The following is an 18,311-nucleotide window of genomic DNA, read 5'->3' as shown; positions in this document are numbered from 1 at the left end:
GAAAGAACAACGAGTGTTATCACGCAGAATAAAAGGCTCTAACCGTTGGGAAAAACAAAGACTTGTTGTTTCAAGACTGACAAGCAAAGTAGCAAACCAACGAAAAGATTGGCTTCACAAGAAAGCCTTTGCTCTTGCGAACTGCTATGACATGATTGTAGTAGAGGATATAGACCTTCGTGCGATTGGACAAAACAAGTATTATGCCAAAAATCAGCAAGATAATGGTTTTGGTAATTTCCGTCTGTATCTAAAATACAAACTAGAACAACGAGGAAAATACTTTGTCAAGGCACCGAAAGATTTCGCGTCTACACAATTATGTTCAACTTGCGGTTATAAGAATACTTCATTAAAAGGAAATGTAGATATTCGTGAATGGGATTGCCCTTCTTGTGGTACACATCATGACCGTGATATTAATTCAGCGTTCAACCTTAAGCACTATGGAGAACGTTATACTAGAGAAGTAATTCTACCACAAATAGTTGTGGCTTAAATCATACAAGCGGGTTGCTTGGAGCCCAAACAGTACCTCTAGCGTGGTTTGAAGGGCAGGACACTAGTCTTGTTGTCCGCTGTAAATTCTAAAGGTCGTAAGATCTTACAAGCCTGTGACTTTAGTCATGGGTTGTTGACAAAACATGGAGGTGTATAAACGCATGGACAAAAAATTCATTATAGGCTTTATAGCTGGAGCGATTACATTCAGCTCCATCGGTGTTTTTGCAGCAGGAGGAAAGGCAATTGAGGTATTTTATAGTATTAAAGATATTAAGATTGACAATGTCTCACAAATGCCTGAGCAAAAACCATTTACCTATAATGGAACAACATTTGTTCCATTACGCTTCATCGCAGATAAGCTTGGCCAACCAATCAAATATGACACGAAAACACAAACTATCTTTATCGGGCAATTCGATGGCGAAAGAGTTTACCTTGGTGATGGCATAAAACATTCAGATGATGAGACAACTGCCCTTTCATATGAATATAGTAATGGAAGTAAGACAGTGAAAGATAAAATTAAAAAAGAACATTCAAAATATCTATTGTTAAAATATGAACCAACAATGACAAAGAAACCATCGGGGAAATTTACCTTTGACCTAAACAGAGAGTATACAAAATTTTCTGCAACGATTGGATTTACCGAAGGATCTGGAGAAATTGATAAACCAATCCAAGTAAGGATTTATGCAGACGATAAAAGAATCTATGCTGGACAAATCACACGAGGGAAATTACCAGCTGATGTTAATTTGAATGTAACAGATGCAGTTAAACTACGGATTGAAACAGATCTAGATTCAGAAAAATCAGCTGAAATTGGATTGTTTGATGCTTATTTAGAGCAGGTAAAATAAAAACAAGGGGACGTGATGGTTCTCATGTTTCCTATTTTACAATGAAATTGATACGATTGTGATATCGGCACAACTAGCATAAAAGGCTGGTTGTGTTTTTGCGTGCGCCTGATATGGGTGCATACTCAATTTTGGAACTTAAACTCAACGTAAATTAGCCGGGTCTTCCCCCTTAACAATTCCTCCCAACCTTTCGTCACATTGTCGCAATTTACTGTCGAAAGGTTGAACTATTTCTGGAAATCAACTAAAATTTACTTATGTTCAAAAAGATATATTAGAGGAGTTTGCCTAGATGAAATCAAGTACAGTGAAATACATATTTTTGGGAATCTTGCTGTTTGTTTTAATAGGAATTATCTATACAAATAGCGCAGGAGAAAAACAGGCTAAAGTGTATAAAGAGGATTTTGGGCTGTATCAACAAGCTGTTCAGCTCATTCAGACCAATCAGCTGCCACAAGGTATCAAAGCGCTCGAACAATTAGTCGTAAAACACCCAGATGAATATAAATTATATTACCAACTCGGTTTAGCATACAGCGGCCAAAAAGACTTTGATAAAGCCGCCCTTTGCCTCCAAAAGGCTATAGATATCCGCCCAGCATTGTTAGAGGATCAAACCTTTACATTTAAAATGGGGGAAAGCTTGTATCATATTAAACAATTAGACCTTGCCAAGGCCTATCTAGAAAAGCCTGTCGCTCAGCAATTTCAAGCACAAAAAGATGAGCTTCTCCAATTAATAGAGAAAGAACTTCAATCGTAGAGGAGGGGATATGATGGATTACAACAAATATTATAAAAAGTCAAAGGCCAATAGTGAACGTAAAATTGAACGTGACGACAATATAAACAATATAGATGTTAAAGAATCGGCTACAATCGACAAAACTATATACATATTATTAATAACAGCACTTGTGATTATTCCATTATTCATTAAAGCACATTTAAGTGAATATATCAGTCCAAAACTTACTTTCTTAAGTACTGGCATGCAAGCAGATATATTCTCATATTATAAGTATATCTTTTTAATCATCATCACTATTCTAATTGGGATATTATTTCTTTATAAAGTATTTTTCTTACAATACAAAATCTCAAAAAATTATTTGAATCTTTTTCTAGGAATTTTAGCTGTTGCAATAACTCTTTCGGCAGTTTTATCACCATATAAAAGCTTGGCCCTTCATGGGATGTACAACCGCCATGAAGGAACAATAGCCTTTATTTGTTACATTGTACTCTTTTTTGTTACAGCAAATATGAAGTTTTCAACCAAGCAAATCAGCGGCTTTTTATATAGTTTATATCCATTTGTGATTTTGAATATGGTTACTAGCCTGGCTATATTAAATGGCAAAAATTTATTAGATATTGGTTGGGTACATAACTTTATTTTAGGTTCAATCCCGGAAGATGCACAACTTTCTGAAGGGGCACAGTTATGGGGGACGCTAAGTAATCCTAACTATAATAGCGGAGTTGGTTCAATTCTGGCTATTTTATTTCTAACTTGGGCTCTCTTTGATAAAAATAAGCTAAGAACTGCAATCAATGTTGTGATGGGGCTATTCTCGTTGGTGATCGTATTAACATCGCTCTCAACAAGCGGATTTTTAACCATTTTGGCATTATTTCCATTCATTATTTTAGCAATACTAGTTCATAAGCAAAAAGGAAAAGCGCTGCTTGTCTTAGGCTCATTTTTAATATTGGCAACTGCGATGTTTATTCCAATTGCTAATAAAAATCCACGGGTATGGGATGAAACCATCGGCTTCATCGTAAAAGAAAATCCATTTGCAAGTCAGCCGCAAGCATCTCTAATGTTTATTGAACATGATGTCAAAAAGGGGCTGAACGAAATATTTTTACCTGACCGTGCATATGCTGAAGGTAGTGAAATTGATACAAATGTAAAATTTAGTATTCCTACATTACCGGAGCCAGGTATAGGAGCAGGAACAGGGCGTGTTTATAACTGGGAAAAAACGTTGGAACTAGTGAAGGAAAGACCATTATTTGGCTATGGTTTAGATACATTCCCGTACTTCTTCCCACAAAACGATCCGGCTATTATTGCGAATTTAGGAACTAGTAATATTATTTTCGATAAACCGCACAATATGTTTTTAGGATTATTGTATGGATCTGGATTTTTCGCATTTCTGTCCTTTATGGCCATAATGATTCTGATTGTTTTTAAACAATTAAAAGTTTATTTTAAACATGAAAAACATATGGCTAGTCATAATGGCGTGTTGACATTGAGCATTCTCCTCTTAGGTCTTGCTTATTTAATCCAAGGACTATTCAATGATTCAATCGTGGCAGCCGCCCCAATCTTTTGGATTTTAATGGGAGTCTTAGCATCAAACATTAATCAGTATGAAGAAACTATAGACTAGGTTCTATGAACTTTATCTAATCATCAGCAGTCAAATTGTCAACACGAGGTTCTATTGACACTCATCAATAGGACCTTTTTTGTTGGCAGTCAAAGCTATCCATATCCTGCAATTGTTAACAAATTGGCAGTTTCTATTTATTCACATTGTGATTTTTAGTTTACTATTTTATAATTAATAGGGTATTTTGAAGATTTATGATGAATATTGTTGATTTTTAATATTGAGAAAAAAGAATAGATATTTTGGTAGTTATCTAATTTTTGCTAGTAAAGGGGAAATTTTAATGACAGTTTTATCTTCAAAAGATTTATCAACCTTAGCGGAGAGTTTAATAGAAAAGTTTCAAAACAAAACGGCAATAATCGGTGTCGTTGGTCTTGGTTATGTTGGTTTGCCTTTAGCGGTTGAAAAGGCAAAGGCAGGCTTTCATGTGATCGGGTTTGATGTGCAAGAAAAGCGCACAGATATGGTTAATAACGGTATTAACTTTATTGGTGATGTTGTCGATGATGACTTGCGCAAAATAGTCCAGGATAAAAGATTGAAAGCAACGACTGATTATTCGTTAATTAGTGAAGTTGATGCAGTTGCTATCTGTGTGCCAACACCTTTAGATATGTATCAACAGCCAGACACAAGCTATGTGGAGGCATCAACAAAGGAAATCTCCAAATATATCAAACCTGGAATGTTAGTTGTCTTGGAAAGCACAACATACCCAGGTACAACTGAAGAATTAGTAAGGCCAATTCTGGAAGGTTCAGGCTTAAGATGTGGAGAAGACTTCTTTTTGGCCTACTCTCCTGAACGTGTTGACCCAGGTAATAAACATTTTAAAACGAAAAATACACCAAAAGTGGTCGGTGGTGTGACGAATGATTGCACAAAAGTCGCAGCCTCACTTTATCGTTCTGTTTTAGAAGGGGAAGTCCATGAAGTTTCAAGTCCAGCAGTTGCGGAAATGGAAAAAATCTATGAAAATACTTTCCGTCATGTGAATATTGCCTTGGCTAATGAGATGGCAATTCTTTGTAACAAAATGGGTATCGATGTTTGGGAAGTAATTGATGCAGCCAAAACAAAACCATATGGATTTATGCCTTTCTATCCAGGCCCTGGATTAGGTGGTCATTGCATCCCGATTGATCCGTTTTATTTAACTTGGAAAGCAAGGGAATACAATTACCATACAAAGTTTATTGAATTAGCTGGTGAAATTAACAATTCAATGCCGGATTTTGTCGTTAGTAAGTTGATGACAATCCTAAACAAAGAACGTAAATCTCTAAATGGAGCCAAGATTTTAGTGCTTGGTGTAGCTTATAAAAGAGATATTGACGATGTCAGGGAATCACCAGTATTAAATATTCTTACTCAACTTGAGAATGCTGGGGCGAATTATCAAGTAGCGGATCCGTATGTTGCAAAGTTTGATTTAAATAACGAAATAGTAGAAACAGTAGCGATAAATGAAGAGATGTTAAAGAATGCAGATGTTGTCTTAATAACAACAGATCATACAGCCTTTGATTATGAGATGATAGCGAAAAATTCCAATTTAATTTTTGACACTAGAAACGCTATGAAAAACAAAGAACTATTTGGTTGCCGATACTTTAAGTTGTAATAAAGGAGATATACGATGAAGATTTTCACTATTGTGGGTTCACGGCCGCAATTTATTAGTAAAAAAGAAAACACGATATGTTCAAATATTTATGGGGACGGAAAGGCTTCAGAGAAAATTCTACCCCATTTAGTTGGTGAGATTTAATGAAAGTAAAGGAACCATTTACATTACTATATAAGTATCGAAACCTCCTGTGGCAAACCACTAGGAATGATATAAAGGTGAGGTTTGCGGGTTCTCTTCTTGGTGCTTTGTGGCTATTCTTTTATCCGTTGTTATTATTAGGAGCCTATGCATTAGTATACTTATTTATATTTAAAGTTAAGTTTCAGCTTTTTGATTCTAATGAATATGTTGCCCTAATATTTTGCGGATTAATCCCTTTCTTAGGCTTTTCAGAAGCCTTAAGTATGGGGGTGGGCTCAGTTGTTTCCAATGCAAACTTAATGAAGAACACATTATTTCCAATTGAACTAGTGCCTGCCAAATCAGTGTTAGCATCGCAAAGCACACAGGTTACAGGCATGTTTATGCTATTAATAGTCCTTGCTTTATTAGGTAAATGGACTATTTTTATGCCACTGATAATTATCATTTGGATACTGCAAATCATGTTTACAATGGGTGTAATTTGGATTATCTCTAGTATTAATGTCTTTGTGCGGGACTTACAAAGTATAATCTCTGTTGTAGTTTTGTTGTTGATGTTAGTTAGTCCAATTGCTTATACAGAGGATATGATCCCAGAAAACCTCCGACCTTATTTGGCATTTAATCCTGTTTACTATTTAACTGTTTCTTATCAAAGTGTGTTAATGTTAGGGAAACTCCCTAGTACTCATGTATCGGTCACACTTGTTATCATGTCTTTTCTTACATTTATCGTAGGATTTTGGTTCTTTACAAAAATGAAGCGGGTGTTTACGGACAATGTCTAATATCGCAATTGAAATTTCAGAGTTAGGTAAGCTATACAAGTTATATAATAAGCCTATTGATAAAATATTGGATGTTTTTAATCTAGGCTTTTTATCAAGGAATAAGTATCAGGAATTTTGGGCTTTAAAAAATATTAATTTATCTGTAAAAAAAGGGGAAAGAATCGGCATAATTGGCCGCAATGGTGCAGGAAAGAGTACCCTTTTAAAATCCATTATTGGTGGTATCACTCCAACTGAAGGGAATATCAAAGTAAATGGTAACATCCAAGCTTTAATGGAGTTAGGAACAGGCTTTCATCCAGAGTTTTCAGGAAGAGAAAATATTCATGCTTCATTAGCATATTTAGGATTGTCTCCGAAAGAAATTAAAAAGCTCGAATCCGAGATCATTGATTTTGCTGAATTAGAGGGTTTTATTGACCAACCAATTAAAACATATTCCGCAGGAATGTATGCACGACTTGCTTTTTCAACGGCAACAGCAATAAACCCGGATATATTAATTATTGATGAAGTGCTCGGTGCAGGTGACTCCTATTTTGCGAGTAAATCAGTTGATCGAATGAAGAAATTAACACAAGAATCTGGAGCAACTGTCTTATTTGTCAGTCATGATATGTCGAGTGTGGAAATGCTCTGTGACCGGTGCATATGGATTGATAGAGGACGCTTAAAAATGGATGGGCCAACGCCCGATGTATCCAAGGCATATGCACAGGAAGTAAGGAAAAGAACAGCACTACGCCTGAAAAGTAAAAATGAAAAGGGTAATAACATTCTTAATGAAAAGACCCAATTTATTTTAAGGATGGTTCATGAAGAGGGAGACCCAATTAGTTTAAATAGTGTTGAGTATTATTCACAAAACAAGCTTGAATACTCAGTAAACATTGGCCAACCTCAAGACCAATCATATGAATACAATGGCTTTATCCTTGTCGATAATCATTTTAGTAAATGGGGAAATCCTAGTGTTGATGAAATGGGTGATTATTACCGGAATATCACAACGGAAGATAGTCTTTGTTCTGCCGTTGTCTTTAACCTTGATACGATAAAACATCTACAAGATGTAAAATTAAGGGTAAAGCACAGAGGAAACGAGCATTCCAAAGCCAGAATGGAATTATATGATGGCAAAAACTACATTAAAGTCGGAGAATTAATATCGGAAAAATATAAAACAGACGATAGTTGGATAGTATCAGAAGTAAATGTAGATGATAATTTCTTCGATCAAAGTCATAAGGCGGAAGAAGTAAAGAATATCGAAACAAAGAGTAACGGAATTACTGAACAGTTAGGTATGAACTCGATAGAAAACAGTCAAGAATATGAACAAAGCAAGCTCGAAAATGAAATTGATGATGGCTCCATTAAGCTATTAAAGGTTACATTCGAAGATAAAGATGGCAATGAAACACCGATATTTGAGAGCTTTGAAAAGATGCGAGTAAAGATAGACTACGAAGTAGAGAAAGGTCCGCTTAAGGCAGAGTTTGTAATCTGTATCCACCGTTTGGGGATTATTGCGCTTCAAGCATTATCCGGACTACAAATGAAGCATCTAGTGCTTAATACGGGTGATAAGGGGCAAGTCATCTTAGAAATTCCCTCCCTATCATTAGGAAAAGGGAATTACTTGGTTAGTGTAGGGATTTTTCCACCTTTAAACTATCATTCGTTAGACACTGAAAAAAATGCCTATGTACTACAAGATAGACGATATGAAATTGAAGTCATCCAGCCTGAAGATATCATCATTGACTTAGGTATTAGTAGAAGTGAAATAAGGTGGAATGCTAACTTGGATTAAGTTAGAAATGACTTTTTGAAAAGGACAGTGTTAAATGAGTAATAGTTCTTATTATGAAAATAAAGAATTATGGGGTCGAGATTATCTTACAAGATTACAAAAGCATGTAATCATCTATGTGGAACATTTATGTGCGGACCTTCCTAGTGGATCAAGAGTAGCTGATCTTGGTTGTGGGGATGGAATATTAATTAAAGAAATCATAAGTAAATTTCCAAGCTTAGAAGGGTACGGTATTGACTTTAGCGAGGAAGCTCTTAAGCATGTAAAAGCCCCTTTACAAAGTGTGCAGGCAGACTTAGAACGACTACCTTTTGAAGATGATTATTTTGATTTTTGCTTTTGTATTGATGTACTAGAACATATTCCACCTAGTAATTTACAAAAAGTTGTCGATGAAATTCACCGCGTTTGTAAAGGACCTGTGTTATTAGTAAGTCCTTATCTTGAATCTGATGCAATCCAAACCGTATGTCCTCATTGTAGCGCAACTTTTAGTCCATATTACCATGTTAATAAATTTACATTAACAAAATGGAAAGAACTAGTTGAAGTACAGCTGCAGAAAAGAGACTTCCGCTTTGTGCCAATGGGCAATTTGAAATCTAATATCCCATATGGTATTGGCAGTTCATTAGTGGCAAGCGGGGTAAGTGCGATTCATCAGCATGATACAATTTGCCCACAGTGTGAATATAAGTTTCGTAATGAAGAAATTAGTGGTGCTGAAAATATTACAACGATATTTAGCCCCTTTACTTCAAGAAATAGAAATATGTTCGGCTGTATTTATGAGGAAATGGGAATCGTGACATTCCCAACTAAAACGAACAACGAGACAGGAATGACTACTAATAATAGTATTTTGCTAACTTCAAAAATAATCTCAGAACATACAAATCCTGCAAAATTATTATTTAAATCAATTTATGATATTGATTTTTCTGAGCAGGATGCCGTTTTAAATGGAATTGATTTATTTAGGTCGCCTGCTTATGTGTTGAACAATGGAGAGATAGCTGTTTCAGGTGACGGGGGTTCGAGGTTTTTATCATGGAAAAAAGATAAGCCTACTTCAAATCTAGCGCTAAAGCTTGTTCTTCCGCCCAATTCACAATCTGAAGAGATAAAATTGGCGGTTAGATTTACAGCTAATAGGAAGGGGATGCTTTCGGCACTTTTATATTCAATCCCGCCATATCCACAGCTTAACATTACGGAAGTGTATGTGGATACCCCTGGAAAAGAGACAATTTTAACGATTAACATAGGTCAAAATGATAAGCATCTAACACCTTATGGATTGTTAATCGATTTAATATGGGCAGACGAATCGGAAGAGGATGCAGAGATTATCATATATGAAGTCGCTGATCTGCAAATTGAAAAATATGCAATTGAGATTACGCCAAATACGGAAGTATCTGTTCCTGAAGTAACGGCTCAACATCAATGCTTGTTTATGTCTAGTAGTGAACAGGATACTTCATTAATCTATCAGGCTAAGGAAAATTGCTTCGATATGACTAGCCATTTGCTTGATAGAAGTGCAAATGAGTTAAATGCAATTCGCCTTTTTGAACCGGTAGAACATAGTAGTCAAAGGAAAGAGATCTTCTCCGCTTTGACCAATGAAATCGTCAACTTAAGCTCTAAATTAACAAACATGGAAGATATTGCTCTCCTAGAGGAAGATCTAAAAAAACAAGTTCAAGACCTTAAAAGCCAAATGCAAAGCTTAGAAAGTGCGATTATCAATGAAAAAAGGGCAAGGTTAGAGTGGGAAACGGAAAAAGCTAAACTAAGCAATGAGATTTTTGGATTGAAATCCAATTTAGAAATTAGAAATCTTGAGGTTGAGTATTTAAGAAAACAAGTTGAATCAGAGAAGAAAACGAAAGCACTTAAGTGGTTTAAAAAGGGATAGGGGATGGAACATTTGAAAAAATTAAAATTGTTACGGGTTGTCGGGGCACGTCCACAGTTTATGCAAGTAAAGCCATTAAGAAGAGAGCTAGAAAGCAGAGGGCATAAGGAAATTCTACTTCATACCGGGCAGCATTATGATGATACAATGAGCAAGCAGTTCTTTACTGATTTGGAATTACCTGAGGCAGATATCAACCTAGGAGTTGGTTCCGGTAGTCATGGACAACAAACAGCTGCGATGATTAAGGGAATTGAAGAACAGCTGCTAGTTGATAAATTCGATGCAGTTGTTGTTGATGGCGACACTAATTCAACATTTGCAGGAGCGCTTGCGGCGGTAAAACTCCATATACCTGTTATCCATATTGAGGCAGGGATGAGATCATTTGATAAAAAAATGCCTGAAGAAATCAATCGGACATTAACCGATCATTCAAGTACATTACTATTTTGTCCAACTGAAGTGAATAAACGAAATCTTAATAATGAGGGAATAACTAAAGGTGTTTATGTTGTCGGCGACCTGCTAGCACAATGCTTTTATGAATATCAAGCAAAAGCAGGTAGCTTAGCAGCCGATATATTGGCCAAATACAATCTTACCGAAAATAACTATGTCTTATTAACCCTGCATCGTGCTGAAAATGTAGACAACAAAGAGAGAATTGAACAGTTCTTAAAGAGCATCATTACTTCACCTTACCCAGTAGTGTGGCCGCTTCATCCGAGAACAAAGAAAATGATCGAACAACATGGTCTGAGCGATTTATTACAAAACAAAGTATTTCATTTAATACCGCCAATCGGTTATTTAGAAATGTTAGCCCTTGAAGGGAAAGCGATTAAAATTTTAACTGACTCAGGCGGTGTGCAACGAGAAGCATATCATTGGGAAAAGCCTTGCACAATTTTAAGAGATTCAACGGAGTGGGTTGAAATTATTGACACAGGCTGGGCAAAACTTTATAAGCCAGGCGAGAATGCTGAGATTTTATGGGATTTAACAACTGGTGGTAATCATGGAAAAATATACGGTTCTACAGAAGTTGCGAAATCAATTACTGATATCATTGAGGAGGCATTGTAAATGAAAATTTTACATGCTCCTGAAAATATTGGTGGTATGGCAGGAGTTCTAGCACGGGAGCAATCGAGATTGGGGCATGACGCAATCTCTTATAGCTTCCAAACCAATCATTTTAAATTTCCTTCTGATATTGTCTTAAATAATCCAGCATCTAAAAGTGAAAAAATTAATAAGGCAATGAAATTTGCCTTAGAATTTGATGTGTTCCATTTTTATTTTGGCAGTAGCTTGCTTGGTAGTGGCTTACAGGACGTAAAATGGCTCAGTAAACTAGGAAAAAAGATTTTCTTTTATTTTTGTGGCTGTGATATCCGAGATGAAAAAACAACCATCATGAAATATCCGATTTCAGCCTGTCAGGAATGCTTTCCAAAGCTCTGCAGTGCAAATCGCCAGTTAGCCCATGACATTGCTCAAAAATATGGGGAAATTAATTTTGTTTCAACTCCGGATTTATTAGAATTTGTTGAAAGGTCCGTTCTCTTACCACAGGTTGTTGATTTTGATATTATCGACGAGATCAAAAACGAAAACAAAGTGGATCGTGTCAAACAGAAAGATCGCTTAACCATTGCCCATGCGCCAACAAATAGGTTAATAAAGGGTACGAAATATATTATCGATACAGTGGAAAGCTTAAAAAGTGAAGGTCTTAATATTGAATTATTATTAATTGAAAATATGACTCATAAAGATGCATTGCATAGTTATATGAATGCAGATCTGGCAATTGACCAGCTCCTGGTTGGATCTTACGGATTATTAACCGCCGAACTAATGGCTTTAGGTGTTCCAACTGTTGTGTATTTACGTGAAGATTTACTAGAAAAGTATGACGAAGCACCGCCTCTAATTAATGCAAATCCATACAATTTAAAGGATATTATTAAGAATATTTACAACAATAGAGAGATGTTACATTCTTATAACCAAAGAGGAGAGGAATATGCACTGAAATACCACCACCCAGTTCCTCTTGCAATCAAATGTTTGGAGTATTATGACCATGATAACAAAAAAAAATAATATTTTTAAAAATAAAAGAGTATTAATGTTAGCTCCCGATATTGCTATTGATCGGAGGATATTAGTAGAAGCTGAGACTTTAATCGATGAAGGCTATGAGGTCTATTTAATCGCTGGTGGAGATGAAAATCAATCCGAATTTGAACAAGATGGTCGGGTTCGCATCGAGAGAATAAAGTTTAATGGTGTAGAACACCGCCTGCTTATGATTTATAGCATTCACGGCAAAGTAATCCAAAAAATAAACTCGAATTCACTGAGATTTAATAATTTCTGTTCGAAGCTTTCAGGAAAAGGTACAAATTTCATCATGATTACTAGAAATAAAGTTATTAGTGCAATTAATAAATTCTCATTATTTGGGCAAAAAATATTTGGTAAATTATCAGTTCTTTCACGGAAAAGTAGGGTAGTAAATAAAATAATGTGGATTGCATTAAAACTATTTTTAAAATGTATTGAAATGACTGGTAAATTATCAAATAAAAGCCTCCTCCTATTAACAAAAATATATCAATTTATCATTCTCTTAATTGTGAAAGGCCATAATTTCATAGTCACTTCATTTGCAAAGTTAATAAATATTATCGTGAATTATACGATAAAAATTTCCACGAGACTATTTACGTTAACAGCATATGAAGATAGATTTTATCAAAGGGCACTTTTTTACAGGCCAGATATTATTCATGTTCATGATTTACCAATGTTAAAAATTGGTGTGAAGATTAAAGAGAAGCTAAATATACCGTTAGTTTATGATATGCACGAGTTTTATCCGGAACAACCAAGATTAAGTCAAAAACAACAATCCTTTTTAAGGAGAACAGAAAAAAAATATGTAAATTCTGCTGACAGGGTCATTATGGTTAATTTCATGCTAGGTGACGTTGTTAAGGAAAGATATAACTTAAAAAGCATTGATATTGTACAAAATGCAATTAAAAATGAATCAGAATATATACCCGGAGAAAGGTACGATCGCTTTAGAGAGGATTACCCACAACTTAAAGATAAATTTCTATTATTGTATCAAGGGTGGATTGCCCCAGAGCGTAATCTTGAAAATGCAATCAAAGCAATGTCATATGTTAAAAGTGATAAATGGGTATTATTAATTATGGGTTACGGTGATTATGCTGAAGACTTAAAAGCATTAGCAAAAGAGATGAATGTTGAAAATAAGGTAGTATTTGTACCGGCTAAACCACAAAGTACATTGTTAACCTATTCAGCATCAGCAGATATAGGTCTTATACCATATCCGACTAATAAAGATCTGAATACCCACTACGTATCACCTAATAAGTTGTATGAGTTCATTGAAGCTGGATTACCGATACTTACTAATCAATTACCTTATGTAAAGCATGTTGTTGAACAAAATAGCTTTGGTTTAGTAGCTGATATGGATAATCCCCAATCGTTCGCAGAGGCTATTGACAAAATTGATATTATTAGATTAATTGATTTTAAGAAAAATCTTAAAGAGAACGGTTATAAGTATTCATGGGAAAACGAAAAATGTAGCCTAATAAACTTATATGAACAAATAAATTAATTAATAGGTATCAGAAAAAACTAACAATTTTACAACGGTAAAAGTCAGGAGATTATTTTAATGAGAAAAAGGTGGAAGGTTTTATCACTTTTTATATCAGTTATTTTGCTTGTTTATGTTCTAAATATAGACAATATATTAGCAATGTCCCAAGCAAATCGTTTAAGTAATGGCAAGAATATTAGTGAATTCGTTTTTACTGGAGAAAATCCTCCATATACAAAAGATACAAAATGGCTAGAAAGTTTTAGTAGACCACATGTAGAGGCTTTACCAGTTCAATATCACGAAGCAATGTTTTTTAATAATAAAAAAACGTTTGAGGAGTTTACAAGCAGGTTTAAAGGTGTTTTAAAGCGTTGGATAAGTGAAATGGAACAGAAAAATATTAATGATAGTGAAAAAGTAAAAGAATATTTTAAAACCAAATTGGATAAATATTATCGGGATAATGAGGATTATTTTAAAGGTTTATATCCTAGATTAACAGAAAAACAATATAGATTATTAATGTCGATGAATTTAGCACATGGAAATTATCAGTTTGGAACGCAAACAACATCAGTGGATAGTTTTGTTAGTCTTACTATGCTAGAGATGGGTGATTGTTCTGAGTTAGCAGACCTAACTGCAAGCTTGGCTTCAATCCAAGGGATTAATGGTACATTCTTAGGTTTAGGATGGGATTACCAATCAAGCTTGGGACAATTTATCTCAGGGCATCAAGTTTTCTACTCTGAAGGGCTTTGGTTAGATGCAGAAATAAATACTGCTTTTTTAGTTGATATAAATAAAATATTGAAAATAGAACCATCTGAAAGATTTATAAGTCTTATGGAAAATAATCAAATTTTAGGGTTTTATAACTGGTATTTAAAACCTGAAATAAGAGATGCACAACTAAAAAACGGTCAAGATGGCGGGGTAATAGCCTTTTATTATTACTATTATTTTGAGGGATTGGGACAAGGGAAAAGTAATATATTACCCTATTTTCCCACAGCTATAATAAATGATAAAAGTCCTGATAGCAGAGTTTTAAATGTTAATAATGATATTATTAAATTAAACCATAAATTATCAAAGGAAAACACACCAGCGGATTTTGAAATTTTACCTGGGCAATCAGCGTTTAATTTTCTTGATAAACAACTTATTGAGAGTCTAGAAAAAACCAACCCAGCGCAAATTTATGACGAAGTAATTCCTCAGGGATTTTTGTTAAATAGTTTGGCTTCATATATAGAACTATCAAATAAAAAAGTTGATTTATTAAGTGAGGAAAAGAAAAATTTTTTAATAAAGTTAGCTATTAATGAAATGAACCAATTGTTAGGTGCAAAAGGAGTAAATGAAGGTGAAATCTTGGGGTGGGGGAGATCTGATAAGTTTGACGCCTTCCAGGATGGAACCGAAAATCCTGAATACACTAAATATACTTATCAAACATTTGAAAGCAGTTATAGCATTTTAAATTTAGTAGAAGCTATTAAAAGTAATCATGCGTTATATAATAGGCATAAAAATGAGTTAGATAAAATAGTTAAAGAAGTTGAAAAAATTGCTCTCTCGTGGGAGAGTCGCTACTATAAGACAGGCGAAAAGAAAGGTTATTACGGATATTCAGAGTATGAACACGATAATATCTCAGTACTCAACATTTCAGGATCTTCATTAAGCATGTATTTAAAACTTTATAAGTTAACGAATAATGAAATATATTTTGTAAGGGCTAAGGAAATTTTAAATTACCTTCTAGATTATATTAAAATCGACGGCACCTCCGGAGCCTACATCTGGCCTTACGACCTAAGGACACAACGTATTGATGATGTGCGACATGCGATGTTGACAACTAGAGGTATTTTAGAGGCGGCACAGTTAGGTCTGATAGACGGTTTTGAAAGCTGGAGAATGACTAAAGCGATAGAAGGCTTTTGGAGTGGAAAGGTCAGGAATCCTAATATTTATATATCAAGTCCATATAGTCATGCAACTATAGATGACTCACAAGTAGCTGCTGCTGTTAATTTTGCTCAATTATATAATACTATTGACGTCTCAAATTACTTATGGTTCTACAGTAAAGCATTAATAAATACTAATTTATTAGCATCAGAAAATAGTACCTTGGATAAAAGAGGGTTTCAACTACATTTAATAGCTCTTCTGTTGAATGATATACCTGAACAGCAAGAGAATAGTAAATTGACATTCAAGGAAAATGGAAATGTTGGAATTAAAGAAAATATATTTGGAACGATAAAAATTAATTCAAATATCACAAGAGGCAATGCAAACTACGGTGAATTCGGCCTATTTGGAAAGCAGCCTTATTTTGAAATTTTTGAATCAGACCAACTGGCATTAGAATATTCTAATAAGGAAAATTTAAACGAATTATTAATCAATATGACTTATAGGGTTAAAGGGGATTCTCATATTAAAGTTGTAGATAATGATGGGAATATTCTACTTAATGATAAACTTGGGAATAACGAGGATTTAAATTTATGGTCTGTAAATGCATTTAAACTTGAAAATATTTCAAAGGTAGATAGCCTAAATATCTATATAACTGGACCAATTGACATCGTAGAAATAGATTTTTCAAAGCTATAATTTTGACATAAATTTTGTCATTTACAAGGAGAAAATTATGTGTGGTATATTTGGACAAATAACTAATAGAAAATTAACTAATAATGTTTCCTTAGCACTTGATAAACTAATGCACCGTGGTCCAGACGGAAAAGGTGAATGGACTTCAGAAGATAATCGAGTGTATCTAGGTCATCGCCGCTTAGCGATTATTGACCCGGAAGGTGGCAAACAGCCCTTATCCAATGAAGATGACACGATTTGGATTACCTTTAATGGCTGTATCTATAATTATGTAGAGCTGGCACAAAGATTAAAAGCAAAGGGACATAGGTTTAAAACAAATTCGGACACAGAAGTAATCATCCATGCTTATGAAGAATATGGTGAACAGTGTGTGAATTACTTTATAGGAATGTTTGCTTTTGCATTATGGGATGTTAAGAAACAAAAACTATTTTGTGCAAGAGATAGGTTAGGAATTAAACCCTTTTATTATTCTAGGGTCGAAGGTACCTTCCTATTCGCATCGGAAATAAAGGCCATTTTAGCTTCTGATCTTATTGAACGAAAGGAAGATGCCGAATCTATTCAACAATATTTAGTTTTCCAAACGATAACAAATGATAAAACATTATTTCAAAATGTCAAAAAGCTTTTACCAGGCCATTGCATGATTGTCGATAGAGCAGCCAATGTACTCGAAATTAAAAAATATTGGGATGTAGAATTCAATCTCGATTATACGCGCTCAGAAGAAGAGTTTCTTGAAGAACTTGACTATCTTATTAGAGATGCGGTGAAAATTAGACTGCGTTCAGATGTACCGTTAGGGGCTCATCTATCAGGCGGCTTAGATTCCAGTACGATTGTGACACTAGCAGCCGAATATAATCAAACTGGTCAACCGTTAAAGACCTTTACAGGTGCTTTCAGTGAGGGTGAACAGTTTGATGAAACAAAATACGCAAGATTGGTCGCTGAACGATCCCGTACACAATATATGGAAATTTATCCGGATGAAAATGATTTTATCGAATCATTAGCGAACATTTCCTATTTTATGGATGAACCTTCTGCGGGCCCCGGTGTATTCCCGCAATATATGGTATCCAAACTTGCTGCTGAAAATGTAAAGGTAGCATTAGGCGGTCAAGGCGGCGATGAAATTTTTGGCGGCTATACTCGTTATTTGATAGGTTATTTAGAAGAATGCTTAAAAGGTGCTATTTATGAGAGTAAAACTGATTTGGCATCTTTAGTACCTAATCTTTCTACCATAAAGCAATATGTCCCAATGTTAAAATACTTTTGGTCTGATGGACTATTCGAGTCAGAGGATAAAAGATATTATAAATTGATGGACCGTTCAGGTGGAATTGAAAAATTATATAACCCTGAAATTTTTAGCGGGAATGATTTAATTTTTGCGGAATTTCAGAAGGTGTTTAATGGCTCAAATGCTGACTCATTTTTAAATAAAATGCTTTATTTTGATCTTAAAGTTCATTTACCAGCATTATTGCATGTTGAGGATCGCACTAGCATGGCTGTCGGTTTAGAATCACGTGTCCCATTATTGGACCATCGCATCGTTGAATTGGTTGCTAAGATTCCGCCAGCAATCAAATTTAAGAACGGAGAACCAAAGTATTTATTTAAGCAAGTCATAAAGAATATAATTCCTGAAGAAGTATTATACCGAAAAGATAAAATGGGCTTCCCAGTTCCTTTGCAAAAATGGTATAAGAACAAAGTTGGAGATTATGTAAAGGAAATTCTATTGGACAAACGAGCGCAAGAACGCGGTTTATTTAACATAAAGGAATTAGAAGCCAAAATTAATAATGAAAATGACTTTGGCCGAGCAATATGGGGTGCACTTTCATTGGAGTTGTGGTTTAAGACACATATTGATCAATAATTCTAA

At 34.7% G+C, this 18,311-nt stretch carries 14 protein-coding genes; all 14 read left to right on the top strand.

What is annotated here, in order from left to right:
- A partial coding sequence (locus P9E47_RS02015) for an RNA-guided endonuclease InsQ/TnpB family protein (RefSeq protein WP_326162494.1) occupies window positions 1-499 on the top strand: 499 nt, incomplete at its 5' end.
- Window positions 500-662: 163 nt separating this feature from the next.
- Complete coding sequence (locus P9E47_RS02010; RefSeq protein ID WP_326162493.1) at window positions 663-1,370, top strand: stalk domain-containing protein; 708 nt, start codon at window positions 663-665, stop codon at window positions 1,368-1,370.
- A 295-nt stretch (window positions 1,371-1,665) separates the two neighbouring features.
- Entirely contained in the window at window positions 1,666-2,139 is a 474-nt protein-coding gene (locus P9E47_RS02005; protein WP_326162492.1) for a tetratricopeptide repeat protein, read from the top strand.
- A gap of 13 nt (window positions 2,140-2,152) precedes the next feature.
- Window positions 2,153-3,787, top strand: a complete 1,635-nt coding sequence (locus P9E47_RS02000) for an O-antigen ligase family protein (protein ID WP_326162491.1) — start codon at window positions 2,153-2,155, stop codon at window positions 3,785-3,787.
- 286 nt (window positions 3,788-4,073) lie between these two features.
- Complete coding sequence (locus P9E47_RS01995) at window positions 4,074-5,417, top strand: nucleotide sugar dehydrogenase (RefSeq protein ID WP_326162490.1); 1,344 nt, start codon at window positions 4,074-4,076, stop codon at window positions 5,415-5,417.
- 15 nt (window positions 5,418-5,432) lie between these two features.
- On the top strand, window positions 5,433-5,564 hold the full coding sequence (locus P9E47_RS01990; protein ID WP_326162489.1) for a hypothetical protein: 132 nt from the start codon (window positions 5,433-5,435) through the stop codon (window positions 5,562-5,564).
- A complete protein-coding gene (locus P9E47_RS01985; RefSeq protein ID WP_326162487.1) occupies window positions 5,564-6,358 on the top strand; it encodes an ABC transporter permease in 795 nt (264 codons plus the stop codon). The genes P9E47_RS01990 and P9E47_RS01985 overlap by 1 nt, the downstream gene beginning before the upstream one ends.
- Window positions 6,351-8,177, top strand: coding sequence for an ABC transporter ATP-binding protein (locus P9E47_RS01980; protein ID WP_326162486.1), 1,827 nt, complete (start codon window positions 6,351-6,353; stop codon window positions 8,175-8,177). The genes P9E47_RS01985 and P9E47_RS01980 overlap by 8 nt, the downstream gene beginning before the upstream one ends.
- 34 nt (window positions 8,178-8,211) lie before the next feature.
- Entirely contained in the window at window positions 8,212-10,104 is a 1,893-nt protein-coding gene (locus P9E47_RS01975) for a methyltransferase domain-containing protein (protein ID WP_326162485.1), read from the top strand.
- Between the two features lie 12 nt (window positions 10,105-10,116).
- Window positions 10,117-11,193, top strand: coding sequence for a non-hydrolyzing UDP-N-acetylglucosamine 2-epimerase (gene wecB / locus P9E47_RS01970; protein ID WP_326162484.1), 1,077 nt, complete (start codon window positions 10,117-10,119; stop codon window positions 11,191-11,193).
- Window positions 11,194-12,219: a glycosyltransferase family protein gene (locus tag P9E47_RS01965; protein ID WP_326162482.1), complete on the top strand. Its 1,026-nt coding sequence runs from the start codon at window positions 11,194-11,196 to the stop codon at window positions 12,217-12,219. It begins immediately after the preceding gene.
- Entirely contained in the window at window positions 12,200-13,780 is a 1,581-nt protein-coding gene (locus tag P9E47_RS01960; protein WP_326162481.1) for a glycosyltransferase, read from the top strand. Before P9E47_RS01965 ends, P9E47_RS01960 begins: the two co-directional genes overlap by 20 nt.
- A 60-nt stretch (window positions 13,781-13,840) precedes the next feature.
- A complete protein-coding gene (locus P9E47_RS01955; protein WP_326162480.1) occupies window positions 13,841-16,402 on the top strand; it encodes a hypothetical protein in 2,562 nt (853 codons plus the stop codon).
- 37 nt (window positions 16,403-16,439) lie between these two features.
- Entirely contained in the window at window positions 16,440-18,305 is a 1,866-nt protein-coding gene (gene asnB, locus P9E47_RS01950) for an asparagine synthase (glutamine-hydrolyzing) (RefSeq protein ID WP_326162478.1), read from the top strand.
- The last annotated feature ends 6 nt before the right edge of the window (window positions 18,306-18,311 follow it).

The organism is Schinkia azotoformans (assembly GCF_035811335.1).
Lineage (GTDB): Bacteria > Bacillota > Bacilli > Bacillales > Bacillaceae_J > Schinkia > Schinkia azotoformans.
This window is presented reverse-complemented; position numbering and strand designations above follow the sequence as displayed.

What these genes read in the sequence shown, in the direction of transcription:
- P9E47_RS02010 (WP_326162493.1), top strand. Translation starts at nt 663, where the DNA reads ATGGACAAAAAATTCATTATAGGCTTTATAGCTGGAGCGATTACATTC.
- P9E47_RS02005 (WP_326162492.1), top strand. Translation starts at nt 1,666, where the DNA reads ATGAAATCAAGTACAGTGAAATACATATTTTTGGGAATCTTGCTGTTT.
- P9E47_RS02000 (WP_326162491.1), top strand. Translation starts at nt 2,153, where the DNA reads ATGGATTACAACAAATATTATAAAAAGTCAAAGGCCAATAGTGAACGT.
- P9E47_RS01995 (WP_326162490.1), top strand. Translation starts at nt 4,074, where the DNA reads ATGACAGTTTTATCTTCAAAAGATTTATCAACCTTAGCGGAGAGTTTA.
- P9E47_RS01990 (WP_326162489.1), top strand. Translation starts at nt 5,433, where the DNA reads ATGAAGATTTTCACTATTGTGGGTTCACGGCCGCAATTTATTAGTAAA.
- P9E47_RS01985 (WP_326162487.1), top strand. Translation starts at nt 5,564, where the DNA reads ATGAAAGTAAAGGAACCATTTACATTACTATATAAGTATCGAAACCTC.
- P9E47_RS01980 (WP_326162486.1), top strand. Translation starts at nt 6,351, where the DNA reads ATGTCTAATATCGCAATTGAAATTTCAGAGTTAGGTAAGCTATACAAG.
- P9E47_RS01975 (WP_326162485.1), top strand. Translation starts at nt 8,212, where the DNA reads ATGAGTAATAGTTCTTATTATGAAAATAAAGAATTATGGGGTCGAGAT.
- P9E47_RS01965 (WP_326162482.1), top strand. Translation starts at nt 11,194, where the DNA reads ATGAAAATTTTACATGCTCCTGAAAATATTGGTGGTATGGCAGGAGTT.
- P9E47_RS01960 (WP_326162481.1), top strand. Translation starts at nt 12,200, where the DNA reads ATGATAACAAAAAAAAATAATATTTTTAAAAATAAAAGAGTATTAATG.
- P9E47_RS01955 (WP_326162480.1), top strand. Translation starts at nt 13,841, where the DNA reads ATGAGAAAAAGGTGGAAGGTTTTATCACTTTTTATATCAGTTATTTTG.
- asnB (WP_326162478.1), top strand. Translation starts at nt 16,440, where the DNA reads ATGTGTGGTATATTTGGACAAATAACTAATAGAAAATTAACTAATAAT.